This is a genomic window from Actinomyces gerencseriae DSM 6844 (assembly GCF_000429265.1).
Taxonomy (GTDB): Bacteria; Actinomycetota; Actinomycetes; order Actinomycetales; family Actinomycetaceae; genus Actinomyces; species Actinomyces gerencseriae.
This window is the reverse complement of record NZ_AUBN01000012.1, coordinates 124,465-138,390: the sequence shown is the minus strand read 5'-3', so window position 1 is coordinate 138,390 and position 13,926 is coordinate 124,465. Positions and strand designations below refer to the sequence as shown.

The following is a 13,926-nucleotide window of genomic DNA, read 5'->3' as shown; positions in this document are numbered from 1 at the left end:
GTGTCTATGAAGAGCCCTGAGCTGCCGGCCTCCCCGCCCTGAGCTGCCGGCCTCCCCGCCCTGAGCTGCCGGCCTCCCCGCCCTGAGCTGCCGGCCTCCCCGCCCTGAGCTGCCGGCCTCCCCGCCCGGGCGCGGGGCGAGCTTCGGGGCGACGGAGCGCACCTCGCCCGCACGCGGAGCCGGCTCGCGTCATGGGTGCTCCCGGCGAGCTCTGAGCCGCTCCCGCCCGCGGCGGGGCCGTGCGATGCACCAGGCCTGGCGGGCCCCGCAATGCGTCGTACCCTGCTCGTAGGGTGCTTTCATGGCCCGAGAGATCACTCCCGACGACTGGCCCGCCCGCACGACCGACGCCACGGTCTCCGCGGTGACGGGACCGACCGCCTTCGCCCGCGGGCGCAGGTACGCGGAGGCGCACAGGGTCTCCAACATCTCCGTGTCGGGCAACGGCGAGATCATAGCCGCCACGGTTCGCGGCTCACGGAGCCAGGTCTACCAGACCCTGGTCTTCTCCGAGTCGGTGGGGAAGCGCATCTCCTGGAGGGGAAGCTGCTCGTGCCCCGTGGGGAGCAACTGCAAGCACACGGCGGCCCTGATCCTGGCGGCCCGGGAGAGGGCCGACGCCGCCGGCGCCCCGCCGGGGGACACGGACTGGGAGCGCCGCCTGATCCACATGCTGCGCACCCGGGGGACGCCGCGGCGCGCGGTCGCCATCGAGATCTCCGCGCAGAACTCCGGTGCGCACCGGACCGGCAGACTGGGTCTGCTCCCCCTGATCGCGGGCAAGCGCGGGTGGATCAAGCAGGGCATCTCCTGGCGCGCCGTCTTCGACGGCGACCTGGCGGGGCAGGTCGCTCCCGAGGCCCTGGAGTGCCTGGCGGACCTGGCCGCCATGGACCCGGACGGCTACCTCTACTACCACAACGCTCGCATCGCCCTGGAGACGCTGCCCTCCCGCGTATGGGGCGTCCTGCGCCGCAGCGTGGACGCGGGTGTGACCCTGACGACGGCTCAACGGGGCGGCAGCCAGGTGAGGATCCTGCCCGGTCTGCGCGCGGGGGTCGGCGTCAAGCGGCGGAAGGACGGCACCGCCCTCATCGCGCCCTCCGTCGACCTGTCCGGGGTCGAGGGGCTCACGGCCGGGGGCGCCCGCGGCTCCAGACCCCGCCCGATCGGCGACCCCACTCACGGCTACGCCCTCACCGGGACCGACGGCGTTCTCAACCTCATGCCGCTGGACCCGCTGCCCGGCGAGGTCCTGGGCAGGATCCTGCGGCGCGAGGAGCGCATCGCGGTTCCCGCCGCGGACGTGGAGCGCTTCGAGAACACGCACCTGGGCCGGCTCGCCGCCACTGTTCCGATCATCGACCTCGACCCCGCGCTGAGGCTGCCGGACACGGGCGAGCCCGTCGCCGTGCTGCGCGTCAAGGTGCATGCCGCCGAGCACCGCGCGGAGACGACCTGGGTCATCCGGTACGTGACGAAGGACGGTGAGAACCGGGGCGAGGCGGCCATCGGGGACCTCACGACGGTTCTCGACGGGCCGGAGCCCCTCGACTGGGGGCAAGGGACGGGCGGGAGCGGCGGCAATGGCGCGGAGACCGGCTCCGCAGCTCCTGCCGGAGCCCCGTCGGCCCTGACCGGTGCCCGGGGCGCGGGGGCCCGTTCGGCGCGCGGCGGTTCGCGGATGACCGACCCCGGGGCCGCCGCCCCCGCTGCTCGTGACCACGCCGCCGAGGACCGGCTGGCCCGCCGCGTCGTGGACGAGTGCCTGCCCCTGGCGGAGACGCACGGCCCCCTGTGGCATGCCGGGACCTACGGGGGGATGGGCACGGCCCGGCTCGTCGCGCAGGCTCTGCCGGCGCTGGAGCGGATCGACGGCGTCGTCGTGGAGATGGCGGGGGAGGTGCCCGACTACCGCGAGGCCGAGGAGGCCCCGCTCATCACCACCGATGTCGCCGACGATGCCGAGCAGCTCGATTGGTTCTCCCTGCGGGTGAGCGTCAGGGTCGGCGACGAGGACGTCCCCATCGACCGGCTCATGACGGCGGTCGCCACGGGGGCCGGGGAGGTCCTGCTCGATTCCGGCCGGTGGGTGAGCCTGGCCGACCGCCCCGAGATCGTGCGCCTGGGCAAGCTCATGGAGGAGGGGCGGGACCTGCGCGACCCGGAGGCCCGCAGCGCCGGGAACCTGTCCGTCACCCCGTTCCAGGCGGGGCTGTACGCCGAGCTCGTCGGCCTCGGCGTCGTCGGGGAGGCGACGCAGCGATGGCGCGAGGGCGTCGAGCGGCTCCTGGCGGTGGTGGCCGCCGCCGAGGTCGGGGACGCCGGGGCCGGGACCCGAGCCGAGGATGAGGGCGGGGCCGGCGGTGGGATCGGCTCCGCCATCGACGTGCCCGTGCCGACGGGATTGCGCGCCACGCTGCGTCCCTACCAGCTCGACGGCTACCGGTGGCTCGCGCTGCTGCAGTCCACCGGTCTCGGCGGCGTCCTGGCCGACGACATGGGTCTGGGCAAGACGCTCCAGGTGCTCGCCGTCGTGCAGCGGATGCTGGAGACGCGGGCCGCCTCGGCCGGCGGGACCGCTGACTCCGCCGGGGCCGAGCCCGCCGACGCCGGGGCCGGGACCGATGCTCCCGGAGCCGCCACCGGGGCCGAGCCCGCCCACGCCGGGGCGATGGGGACCGCTTCCGAGGCCGCCGTCCCCGCCGACGGGCGGAGCGGGCCGGTGCTCGTCGTGGCGCCCACGAGCGTCGTCGGCGCCTGGGTGGAGCAGGCCGCGCGATTCTGCCCCGATGTGCGCGTGCGGGCCGTGACCCGCACGCGCGCCAAGCGGGGCGAGGACCTGGGCGCGATCGTGGCCGGTGCCGACGTGGTGGTCACCAGCTACACGATCGTGCGGCTCGAGGAGGAGGAGTTCACCGGGGTGGACTGGTCGTGGGTCGTGCTCGATGAGGCCCAGTTCGTCAAGAACCACACCGCCGTCACCTACAAGACGGTGCGGCGCCTGCGCACGCCGTCGACCCTCGCCATCACCGGCACGCCGCTGGAGAACTCGCTCATGGACCTGTGGAGCCTGCTGTCGATCACGGCGCCCGGCCTGCTGCCGGGGCCCGATCGCTTCGCCAAGGTCTACCGGCGTCCCGTCGAGCACGGGGACGACGACGCCCTGGCGGCGCTGCGCGCCCGGATACGCCCCTTTCTGCTGCGCCGCACGAAGGAGGACGTCGCCGCCGACCTGCCGGACAAGAGCGAGCAGATCCTGTCCGTCGAGCTGGGGGAGGCCCATCGCCGCGCCTACGACCGGCGCCTCGCTCGCGAACGGCAGAAGGTTCTGGGGCTGCTGGAGGAGGACTCCGCGCGGGCGCGCTTCACCGCGCTGAAGTCCTTGACGATCCTGCGACAGATGGCGCTCGACCCGGTGCTCGTCGAGGGGCCCCGACGCGGCGGCGAGATCGGTCGGACCGGCGGCGGCCGCAGGCGCAAGCGGACCGCGAAGGTCGAGATGCTGCTGGAGACGCTGCGCCCGGTCGTGGCCGAGGGGCACAGGGCCCTCGTGTTCAGCCAGTTCACGCGGTACCTCACCGGGGTGCGCGAGGCGCTGGAGGCCGACGGGATGCGCACCGCCTACCTCGACGGGACGACCGCGAATCGGCAGGAGATCATCGACGCCTTCCGCGACGGGCGGGCGGACGTCTTCCTCATCTCGCTCAAGGCCGGCGGCTTCGGCCTGACCCTGACGGAGGCCGACTACGTCTTCCTGCTCGACCCGTGGTGGAACCCGCAGGTCGAGGAGCAGGCGGTCGATCGCACGCACCGCATCGGTCAGGACAAGTCGGTCATGGTCTACCGGCTCGTGTCCGCGGGGACCATCGAGGAGAAGGTGATGGCCCTCAAGGAGAAGAAGGCCGAGCTCTTCGACCGCGTGGTCGAGGGGTCCGGGGATGACGCCGCGGGGAGCGATGCGGGCGCTGGCGCGAGTCGGGCCCGACTCACCGCGCAGGAGATCCGCGAGCTCATCGGCGGGGCCTGAGGCTCGGGGCCCGGCGGGCTCTGAGGCTCGCGATGTCCGATCCTCACGCGGTCGTACTCTGGGGCGCGCGGTCGTACGTTCTCGCGCCGGGTCGTACCTTGCGGCGCGCGGTCGTACGTTCTCGCGCCGGGTCGTACTCTGCGGCGCGCGGTCGTACCTTAGAGTGCTTCTAAGGTACGACCGCGCGCAGTTAGGTACGACCATGCGAACCCGGGTACGACCGCGCAGGCCCGAGCACGGCCGCGCGGGGCTCTTGATGACGTAGGAACCCGGTCATCCGCGGTCTGCTCGTCGGCCGCGGACTACCGGGCTCAGCGCAATGCGGGAACCCGGCGCGCGTGGCCGAGGCGAACGCCTTCGCAGCCGGAGGCTCTCGGCGACGCAGGGCCTGGTAGCGCTCCTCGTCGGCCAACGACCGGCCAAGGCTTGATCGGGCCCTCGCAGGTCTCCACAGGCGGGCTCGCGCGGGACTTATCCACAGGGCTCAACGGGCCCATATGCGCGTGATAGCGCCCGTATCCGACCCTGGTGGGGCGGGCACGGTGCCCGCGGAGTCCGGGCGGCCGGGGGCGCGCGACGTCGGCCGATCGGGCCCCTCCACCCCGAGGAGAACACGATGAAGCACATCTGGAACACCGTGCGCGACGCCTGGAGCCTCGCACACCTCCGGGGCGAGAACCGCCTCGCCCCGGACGGCACGAAGGACGACGACGGCGAGGCCGGCATGGCCACCGCCGAGTACGCCATCGGCACCCTGGCGGCCGCCGCCTTCGCCGGACTCCTGCTCGCCATCATGCGGTCGGGCTCCCTGCAGAGCGTCCTGCAGGGCCTGATCGAGTCCGCGCTCTCGGCGGGCTGAGACGCCATGGCGTGGAGAAAGGACCGGCCCCGTCTCGCGGGGACGAGCCCGGACTCGCACGCCGTCGCGCCCGGTGAGGCGGGCATGGTCACCGCGGAGATCGCCGTGGCCCTGCCCGCCGTCGTCCTCGTCCTGCTGCTCGTGCTGTCGGCCGTGAGCGCCGGCGTCACCCAGTTGCGCGTCACGGACGCCGCACGGGCGGCGGCGCGGCAGGCCGCCATCGGGTCCGACGACGTCGAGGGCGCGGCCACGCGGTCCGCGGGCGCGGTGAGCGTCGACGTCGACCGGGGCGAGCTGACCTGCGTTCACGTGAGCCGGACGGTGCCGGGGCCGCTCGGCGGCCTCGGGCTCACGGCGCGCAGCACCGCCTGCGCCTACACCGAGCCGAGCGGGCCGTGAGGGGCCGGATCGTGAGGCTGCGGGGGGCGCGGGCGCCGCTCGGGCGGGGGCGCGGGGCGGCGAGTGGAGCGCTATCGGACGAGCGCGGTGCGGGCACGGTGCTCGTCGTGGGGGTGATCGCGGTCCTGCTCGCGGCCGCGCTCGGCGTCTCGGGACTCATCCAGGCGCAGGCCGCCGCGGGACGGTCGAGAGCCGCGGCCGACCTGGCGGCACTGGGCGGGGCGACGGCGCTGTCCTCGATCGTCGCCCCGGGCGACCCGTGCGAGGCGGCGAGCCGTGTGGCACGGGCTAACGGGGCCGAGGTGACGACGTGCTCCGTGACCGGGGAGGACGTCGTCGTGGAGGTGTCCGTGGAGGCGCGGGTGCTGGGCGTCTCGCGCCCGGCGGTCTCCTCCGCACGCGCCGGCCCCGTGGACGATCCCTGATGCGGCGGATGATGGGATGCCCCTGATCGCGCCCCACCCTCCATCGTCGAGTTCGGTCGGGTTCCGCGTCGAGATCGGTTCGGTTCCGGCTCGAGTTCGGTTCGGGGCGGGTGCTGTCAGGGTTTTGCCAGGTGGGGTGGGGGTGAATCTCCAGGGTGGTGGGGTTACATAGTGGTCGCCGTCGGACGGGGCGGGTCCTGAGGGTTGGGGAACCCGGTGAGGGATTCGCGTCGAGCGCTGCTGGGGTCCAAGGGAGCCCTGGTGGTGCGTTCCGGCGAAGGAGGCTCGTCCGGCCGGGAGTGGGAACCCGGTGCGGCGGTCTCGATGACGAGAGCCCGTGGGTCCGGGTCGCCGCCCCGGACCCACGGGCCGCACTCATGCACGACGGATCAGTCCATGTCCGCGGCGTGGCGCTTGTAGAACTCGAGGAGCCCGTGCGTTCCGATGGGTTCGCCCACGCAGTCGTGGAGCATGCTCCACGCGGCGAAGCGCAGCGCGTCCGCCCGCCTCGGGCTGACGAGCCCGACGACCCGGGTGAGGGGAGTCAGGGCGGCGGACGGGACGGTCGTGACCGTCGCGGGCCGCCCCAGGGCGTGAAAGGCGCATTCCGCCAGGCCCTGCCAGGTGAAGAGCTCGGGGCCGCCGACGTCCCACGTCCCCTCCCGCCCGGAGACCAGACGGTCCGCGCAGAACGTCGCGAGGTCGGCTCCGTGGATCGGATTGATCCGGACGCCGCGGCGGAGGACGAGGACGCGCCCGCGCCGGGCCATCCGCAGGATCTGGATCATGTCGGAGAAGTACCCCGGAGGGTTGATGGTCTGGCTCGGGATCGACGAGGAGGCCAGCTCCCGGGCGAAGGCCGTCTTGGCCCTCGTCAGCCGGGCCGGGCACTGCTCGCCCCCGATGACGTTGACGAAGCAGAAGCATCGGGCGCCGTGGCTCTCGGCGGAGCGGAGGATGGCGAGATTGGCGCGGTAGTCGATGTCCCAGGGGTCCGCCCTCTGCCGGGTGACGCCGAGCGCGGAGATGACGGCGTCGGCGCCCGCGGCGATTCCGGGGGTGACGCCGGGGTCCGTGACGTCCCCGACGATCCATTCGTCGACGAGGCCCTCCAGGCCGGGGGCCTCCCAAGGGCCCGGTGAGACGGCCCGATCGCGGTCGCGAACGACGGCGCGGACCCGGTGCCCACGGCGGTGCAGCTCGGCGACGATGAAGCGTCCGAGGTAACCGGTGGCCCCGGCGACGAGGATGGGCGCGGTCACGGGGCCTCCTGATTCGTCGGCACGGGACGGGAGCGCTCGCCGGGGCCTCGCGGCGCGCCGAGCATCCGCGGGAGGACGGTGCGGGCGAGCTCCTGCGCCGTCTCGGGGCCGATGGCGCCCCGGACGGCCCAGCGGTCGATGAGGCTCGCCACGGTGTAGGCGAGCTCGGCGTGCATCTGGGAGGGGATGAGCGGGTCGAGGAGTCCGAGCTCCAGCCCTCGGGCGACGGCGCTCGTGGTCCAGGCGACGACCGTCCCCCTGAAGGCGTCGAGGCTCGGGCACTCCGGTAGGTCCCCGAGGTGGTACATCGCGCCGACCGCGACGAGGTCCGGCCGCGTCGCCGCCGCCTCCGACAGGGTCGCGACCAGTCTCGTCAACGATGGCCAGAAGGAGCTCTCGTCGAGTTCGGCGACCGTGGGGATCTCCACGAGACCCGCGAGCTCGTGCAGCCCATCGGCGACGGCCTCGTCGAGAAGCCGTTCCTTGGTGCCGAAGTAGTGGTAGAAGGAACTGCGTGGGAAATCCGCCCGCCTCAGGATCGGGGCGAGACCGGCGGCGCGAAAACCGTGGGCCGCGAAGGCGAGACGCGCCTCGCCCAGCAGGCGCGCTCGTCGCTCCGGATCGAGCGGCTGCGCGGGTCTGGCCACTCGCCTCGCCTCCTTCCACCTATGGGTGTGTCCGGGGCCCGGTCGCTGAGTCGCGAAGCCGCCCGGTGGGGTCCGCGCCCGCCGGGGCGAGCGGGGTCCCAGGCTACAGGTTCTTGGACAGTACTGTCCAAGAACTGGGAGGGCGGACGACACGGGTCGGGCCGCGCATGACGCGCGCGGCCCGCATGGCGCACATGACGCGCGCGGCCGGCCGGACGCCGCGATCGGGAGGGCCGGCCCGACGACGGCCCTCGCGGTCCCGCTCACGGCGCCGCCTCCCCGCCGTCGGCCCCGGGGCTCGGAACGGCTCGCCCGACGACGTCGTCCTCGGCACCCGGCGCCGCCGCCACCAGCAGGCGCAGCAGGCTGATCGCCCCGGCTTTGTCGAGCGGTTCGTTGTTGTTCCCGCACTTGGGCGACTGCACGCAGCTCGGGCACCCGGTCGCGCAGGCGCAGTCCTCGACGACGGCGAGCGTGGCGGCCAGCCACCGCCTCCCGGCCCGGTAGCCCCGCTCGGCGAAGCCGGCGCCGCCGGCGTGCCCGTCGTGGACGAAGACCGTGGGCGCCCCCGTCTGCGGGTGCGCGCTGATCGACAGCCCGCCGATGTCCCAGCGGTCGCAGGTGGCCAGCAGCGGCAGCATGCCGATCGACGCATGCTCGGCGGCGTGCAGCGCACCGGGCAGGTCCGCCGGGGCGATGCCGGCGGACCGGGTGGCGCTCTCCGGCACCGTCCACCACACGGCGGCGGTCGGCAGGATGCGCTCGGGCATGTCCAACTGCTCCTGCGCGATCACCTCCATGCCCGGCAGGGCCAGTCGGGCGTAGCCGATGACCTGGCTGGTGACCTCCACCGACCCGAAGGACCAGCGGACTCCGCCGTCCCACTCGCGGGCCTCGCGCTCGGAGATGATGCGCACGCTGGAGCGCTCACGTGCCCGGGTCCGGTATCCGATCGCCGCCTTCTCGACGACGAGCGCCGCCTCGTCGTCGAGCGCGGTGACGACGTAGCTGCGCCCCTGATGGATGTAGACGGCGCCGACGTGCACGGTGGAGTCCGCGGCGGCGCCGTCGACCGTGCCGATCACCGTGCCCGTGACGGCGTCGACCACCGGCACCTCCGGCGGCCCGTCCCCGCGCAGGGAGGTCAGGTCCTGGGCCCGACCCGGCAGGCTCGTGTTCCAGAACCAGCCGGCGGGGCGGCGGCGCAGCGCTCCGCGGGCGGCCAGGTCCGCCAGGAGGGACTCGTCGGGCAGCCCGAACAGCGCCAGATCCGTCTCGCGCAGGGGCGCCTCGCTGGCAGCCGCGCACAGGTGCGGGGCCAGCACGTAGGGGTTGGCGGGGTCGAAGACGGTGGCCTCCGGGGCGGCGAGGACCGCCTCCGGGTGGTGGACCAGGTAGGCGTCCAGCGGGTTGTCGCCGGCGACCAGGACGGCGACGCCGCGGGTGCCGGCCCGCCCGGCGCGGCCCGCCTGCTGGCTCAGGCTCACGCGCGTGCCCGGCCAGCCGGCGATGATGACGGCGTCCAGGCCGGTGACGTCGATGCCGAGCTCGAGGGCGCTGGTCGTCGCCAGGGCGCGGAGCCTCCCGCGGCGCAGGTCCCTCTCCAGGGCCCGGCGCTCCTCGGGCAGGTAGCCGCCCCGGTAGGCGGCCACCGTGCCCATGAGCTCGGGCAGACTCATCCCCAGGGTGCGCCGGGCGCGCTCGGCCACGATCTCGGCGCTGCGGCGCGAGCGCACGAAGACGAGCGCCCGCGCTCCCGCGCTCAGCAGGTCCACGAGCAGCTCGGCGGCCTCGATGACCGCGGAGCGGCGGGCCGAGGGGTCCTCGGTGGGGTCGAGCGTGTCGGGGCCGACGGGAACGGGCCCCGCGGGCGCCGGCCCGGTTCCCCCGGCCGGAGCGGTGGCGCCGGGCGCGCCCGTCTCGCCGCTACGAGCGGCGGTCCCCGCCGTGAGACGGCCTGAGCCGTTGGCCCGTCCGCCAGCGCCCGCGCCGGGGCCCCGGTTCGCGGCGGCGGCGTCGGACCGGTCGGAACGAGGGCCGGACGCCGGGACGTCGGCGGCGGTCGCCGGTGCGGTCGCCGAGCTCTCCCGGAACAACCACGGGTCGCGCAGCGCCGGCTGCCACAGGGCGAGGGCGCGCTCGCCGGCCGGAGCGCCGTCGTCGGTCACGGCGGTCACGGCCTCCGGGGGCACCCCGATGAGGCGCGCGGCCGTGAGGGCCGGCTCGGCCGCCGTCGCGGAGGCGCACAGCACCACCGGCCCCGGGCCGTCGGGGCGCAGCCGGCGCACCAGTCTCAGCAGGCGCCGCAGGACGAGGGCGACGTGCGCGCCCAGGATCCCGCGGTAGGCGTGGCACTCATCGACCACGATGTAGCGCAGCGCTCGCAGGAGGCGCGTCCACCGCTCGTGGCCCGGCAGGAGGGAGAAGTGCAGGAAGTCGGGGTTGGTCAGGACGACGTCGGCGTGGGCGCGGGCCCAGTCGCGCTCGGGCAGGGGGGGTGTCGCCGTCGCAGGCGCCGGTGCGCACGGTGCGGACCGACCCGGCCGGCAGGCCGGCCTCCCGCTGGACGGACTCGACCTCGGCCGCGAGTCGTTCCAGGAATACCGCCTGGTCGGCGGCCAGGGCCTTGGTGGGGGAGAGGTACAGCGCGGTCGGGCGGCGGCCGTGGGCGGAGATGCGGGCGCGCCCGGTGGCGCCGACGCCGGGCCCGCCGTCCGTCCCGGCATCCTGGGCGGCCAGGACGCCGGACAGGGGCGGCAGCCACGCGGCCAGGGACTTGCCGGAGCCCGTCCCGGTGGCGAGCACGGTGTGATGGCCGGAGTGGACGGCGTCGGCGGCCGCGACCTGATGCGTCCACGGGGACCCGATCCCGAGACGCCCGTAGGCGGTCACGAGCACGGGATCGGCCCAGGCGGGCCACTGGCCGTGGCGGCCGGGGCGGGCCGGGGTGCGCTGAAGATGGACGAGCCTGCCGTCGCGCGCGCCGATGCTCGTCAAGAGCTCGGTGAGATCGCGCGCGGGCCGGTCGGTCATGGGACCAGTGTGCCGCAGGGGTGAGACATGAATGGGCGCCGATCCTCACGACCGTCTCATCGATGAAGGTCGTCCCGCGGCGCGGGGCGGGGCCGTGGAGCGCGGCTCCCCGGCATCCGTCTCGGCTCTTGACCCCACCGAGCACGCCGCGCATGATTGTACTGGATCTCGTACATGTGGAGGAGGGGTCATGTCCATCATGTCCGCCAGCGAGGCCCGGGCGAACCTGTTCGGGCTCATCGAGCAGGTCAATGAGGACGCGGCTCCCGTGGAGATCACCTCGCGGCGAGGGGACGCCGTCCTCATCTCGCGCAGCGAATTCGACGCGCTGGAGGAGACGGCTCACCTTCTGCGCGTGCCCGCCAACGCCGCGCACCTCCTGGGGAGCCTCGCTCAGGCGCGCGAGGGACGCATCGAGGAGCACGGGTTGCTGTCGTGAGGCTCGTCTTCACGTCGAACGGCTGGACGGACTACCGCTCCTGGCTGAGGGCGGACCGACGCATGCTGTCGCGGATCAACGGGCTCATCGAGGATGCCGTGCGCCACCCCTTCGAGGGGCTGGGGAAGCCGGAGCCGCTGCGGCACGCGCTGTCCGGCGCCTGGTCCAGGCGGATCTCCGGCGAGCACCGGCTCGTGTACCTCGTCGACGGCGATGACCTTGTGATCCTCCAGGCGCGGTTCCACTACGAGTGAGTGCGCGCGCATGGGCGGGTGCGCGAGACTCCGCGACTCTCGGCCGTAAGGAGGCGCACGGCGACGGCCGGGCCGGCACCGAGCATGTCCGAGCGTGTGCCGCCTCCTGGGGGGCGGATCTGTTCATGGCCGGCCGGGCGACCTGGGCGGCATGAAGGTCGGCGCGGCGGTTGCCCGGCTCGATGGCTCGGGCGACGTCGTCCCCCAGATCCTCCCCGGCGGTCAGGCGTACGTCGACGACGGCGTCGTCGGGCAGGTCGGCGGCCAGGATGATGGCATCGATGATCGCGTGACGCAGCGCGACGGGAGTGGGGCCCAGGCATGGGCCGAGGGCCCTGTCGTTGGTGTCGAACAGGGCCTGATCGGGTGGGACTGGATGGTCAGGTCCCCGGCCCGCCGGCGCCCGGTGGGCGCCCGGCGGCTGCCGCCGGGCCACGGCATGCGCCCTCCCCGCTCCAGACCATGACCGCGCGGACCTCGTCGGGGATCCGTGTGAGACCTCGCTCAGCGGGCGTGACAGTGCCTCCGATTGAAGATATTGTGGATGTATGACATCCACAATCGATCGGAGGCGCCTCCTCGGCACCGTCCTGATCGCGACCTTCATCGGACAGTTCGACTTCTTCGTCGTCAACGTGGCGGCCCCGGACATCCAGACGAGTCTGGGCGCCGGCAACACCGCGCTGGAGCTGGTGGTCGCCGGTTATGCCTTCATGTACGCGGCGGGTCTGGTGACAGGGGGCCGTCTCGGTGACCTGCTCGGGCGCCGCCGGGTGTTCATCGCCGGGTTGACGGCCTTCGCGGTGACGTCGGCGCTGTGCGGACTGGCTCCGAACGCCGGCGTTCTCATCGCGTGCCGAGCCATGCAGGGCCTGAGCGCGGCGGTGATGCTTCCCCAGGTGCTGGCGTTCATCAACACGGTCGTCGCACCGGAACGACGGGGATGGGCGATGGGGTGGTTCGGTGTCGCCTCGGGGGTCGGCTCCATCGCCGGCCAGGGCCTGGGGGGCTTCCTCGTGCAGGCGAACCCCTGGGGCCTCGGGTGGCGGCTCATCTTCCTGGTGAACGTGCCGATCATGCTGATCGCCATCATCGCGTCCCTCCGTTACCTGCCTCCGGTGTCGTCGAGGGGCGAGAACAGCGTCGATGGAATCGGGGCCCTGGCCGTCTTCGTCGGCGTGGCGGGACTGATGGGGGCCGCACTTCTCGCTCAGTACCAACGCCCCAGGATCGCCATCGCCTCGGGAGTCCTCGGGCTGATCGTCCTCGCGGTCACCATCCGCAGTCAGGCGAGCCGCGTTGCGAAAGAGCTCCCCGTCACGTTGAATCCGAGACTGTTCCTGGTGCGATCGATGCGCCTGGGCAGCGTCGCCTCCGGGGCCTTCATGGCCTACTTCGCGAGCTTCATGTTCGTCCTGACCGTCGTGCTGCAGCGCTACTGCGACCTCACCCCGATCCAGGCCGGCCTGGTCTTCGTCCCCTCGGGCGCGACCTTCATGATCAGCTCGCTGGCCGGGTCCAGCCAGGTGCGCAAGCACCTTCGCGGAAGCCTCATGCTCGGGTGCGGGATCACCAGCATCGGGCTCGGCGTGATAGTGGTCGCGATTCTGGCCGGTTCTTCTGCGAGCACTCTGCCGTGGTGGCTGGTGGTCGCCGTCAGCCTGACCGGATTCGGCAACGGCTTGATTCTTCCGACACTCACCGGACTCTCACTGTCGGAGGTCGCTCCCAAGCAGGCGGGAATGGCGAGCGGAGTCGTCACGACCCTTCAGCAATTCGGCGCGTCGCTCGGCGTGGTGATAGTAGGAGCCATCTTCTACAGTTTCGCAACGAAGAGCATGATCAACGGGATGACCGCATCCACCATCATCCACATCCTGCTCGTCGCGCTGGTCGGATTCACGTGCTGGAGGGCAACGATCAAGCAGGAGGCGACGGCGCGTTAGAATGCGGGGCCTATTATGGGTGGGGGCGAATATAAGTCCGAAGACTGCTGTTGATGGTTACTGGGGTGACTCATACCTTTGATAGGAAGGCTGCTGTTCTCGTCTTAAGCGAATCCGGAAGAACCTCGACCAGGTTGGCGACGGTACGCCCCGCCATCTCGGCGCGCCATGCGGCGTCGGCCTGGTCGACCAAGGAGTGGACAATGCACTTGTGCTGGCACTCCTCCGGCGTCGCCGCCCCTATTCCTTGTCGCCGAATCTCTTGACAGGTGAATGCCGGCGCCGAGCCCTCGATGGCCTCGAACACGCTCAGGGTGGTGATCTTCTCGGCGGGGGCGGCCAGACGATACCCTCCGCGAGGACCCGTTGTCGCCAGAAGAACACCTTCCGCAACAAGCCGCTGGAGATACTTGGCGAGGTAGGCTTCCTTCAGGCCGTAGAATTCTGCAATCGTCTTACGGGGGATCCAGGTGCCCTCGGGCGCCTGAGCGAGCAGGATGGTTGTATGAAGAGCCCACTCGACCCCCTTTGAGAGACGCATGCGTCAAGGCTCTCATACATCGTTTGAGATCTCAACTTCGCTCGCTGGCTACGCCATGAGTGGATTGCTCCTTGTTTCGACGGCATGCCAT

The 13,926-nt window shown here is 72.8% G+C and carries 11 protein-coding genes and 1 pseudogene; 8 read left to right on the top strand and 4 right to left on the bottom strand.

The annotated features are described in order from the left end of the window. Positions 1 to 301 precede the first annotated feature (301 nt). The 4 genes from G448_RS0106420 to G448_RS0106405 all read left to right on the top strand — a co-directional run bounded on the left by G448_RS0106420 (position 302) and on the right by G448_RS0106405 (position 5,713). Positions 302 to 4,030 (top strand): DEAD/DEAH box helicase, encoded by a 3,729-nt coding sequence (locus G448_RS0106420; protein WP_026407317.1) that lies wholly within the window; start codon positions 302 to 304, stop codon positions 4,028 to 4,030. 616 nt (positions 4,031 to 4,646) lie between these two features. After that, positions 4,647 to 4,889: a DUF4244 domain-containing protein gene (locus tag G448_RS0106415; RefSeq protein WP_026407316.1), complete on the top strand. Its 243-nt coding sequence runs from the start codon at positions 4,647 to 4,649 to the stop codon at positions 4,887 to 4,889. A 6-nt stretch (positions 4,890 to 4,895) separates the two neighbouring features. Then, positions 4,896 to 5,288, top strand: a complete 393-nt coding sequence (locus G448_RS15420) for a TadE family type IV pilus minor pilin (RefSeq protein WP_026407315.1) — start codon at positions 4,896 to 4,898, stop codon at positions 5,286 to 5,288. A gap of 17 nt (positions 5,289 to 5,305) precedes the next feature. Beyond that, positions 5,306 to 5,713: an Rv3654c family TadE-like protein gene (locus G448_RS0106405; RefSeq protein ID WP_034494624.1), complete on the top strand. Its 408-nt coding sequence runs from the start codon at positions 5,306 to 5,308 to the stop codon at positions 5,711 to 5,713. 389 nt (positions 5,714 to 6,102) lie between these two features. On the opposite strand, the gene G448_RS0106400 is transcribed toward G448_RS0106405, so the two are convergent. The 3 genes and pseudogenes from G448_RS0106400 to G448_RS15415 all read right to left on the bottom strand — a co-directional run bounded on the left by G448_RS0106400 (position 6,103) and on the right by G448_RS15415 (position 10,655). Beyond that, positions 6,103 to 6,975, bottom strand: a complete 873-nt coding sequence (locus G448_RS0106400; RefSeq protein ID WP_026407313.1) for an NAD(P)H-binding protein — start codon at positions 6,973 to 6,975, stop codon at positions 6,103 to 6,105. After that, positions 6,972 to 7,622, bottom strand: coding sequence for a TetR/AcrR family transcriptional regulator (locus G448_RS0106395; RefSeq protein ID WP_026407312.1), 651 nt, complete (start codon positions 7,620 to 7,622; stop codon positions 6,972 to 6,974). The genes G448_RS0106400 and G448_RS0106395 overlap by 4 nt, the downstream gene beginning before the upstream one ends. A gap of 263 nt (positions 7,623 to 7,885) precedes the next feature. After that, positions 7,886 to 10,655, bottom strand: a pseudogene (locus tag G448_RS15415) (DEAD/DEAH box helicase). 190 nt (positions 10,656 to 10,845) lie between these two features. Between G448_RS15415 and G448_RS0106385 the strand changes: the two are divergent. From G448_RS0106385 to G448_RS15410, 4 genes are all read left to right on the top strand, one after another. Continuing rightward, a complete protein-coding gene (locus tag G448_RS0106385) occupies positions 10,846 to 11,094 on the top strand; it encodes a type II toxin-antitoxin system Phd/YefM family antitoxin (RefSeq protein ID WP_008731023.1) in 249 nt (82 codons plus the stop codon). Beyond that, complete coding sequence (locus tag G448_RS0106380; RefSeq protein ID WP_026407311.1) at positions 11,091 to 11,348, top strand: Txe/YoeB family addiction module toxin; 258 nt, start codon at positions 11,091 to 11,093, stop codon at positions 11,346 to 11,348. Before G448_RS0106385 ends, G448_RS0106380 begins: the two co-directional genes overlap by 4 nt. Before the next feature lie 94 nt (positions 11,349 to 11,442). Further along, positions 11,443 to 11,814, top strand: coding sequence for a hypothetical protein (locus tag G448_RS18060; RefSeq protein WP_156910943.1), 372 nt, complete (start codon positions 11,443 to 11,445; stop codon positions 11,812 to 11,814). Positions 11,815 to 11,896: 82 nt separating this feature from the next. Further along, positions 11,897 to 13,294 (top strand): MFS transporter, encoded by a 1,398-nt coding sequence (locus G448_RS15410; RefSeq protein WP_034494577.1) that lies wholly within the window; start codon positions 11,897 to 11,899, stop codon positions 13,292 to 13,294. 70 nt (positions 13,295 to 13,364) lie between these two features. Here the strand turns inward: G448_RS15410 and G448_RS15405 are convergent, their stop codons facing one another. Continuing rightward, on the bottom strand, positions 13,365 to 13,835 hold the full coding sequence (locus tag G448_RS15405; RefSeq protein WP_034494574.1) for an RrF2 family transcriptional regulator: 471 nt from the start codon (positions 13,833 to 13,835) through the stop codon (positions 13,365 to 13,367). Positions 13,836 to 13,926 lie beyond the last annotated feature (91 nt).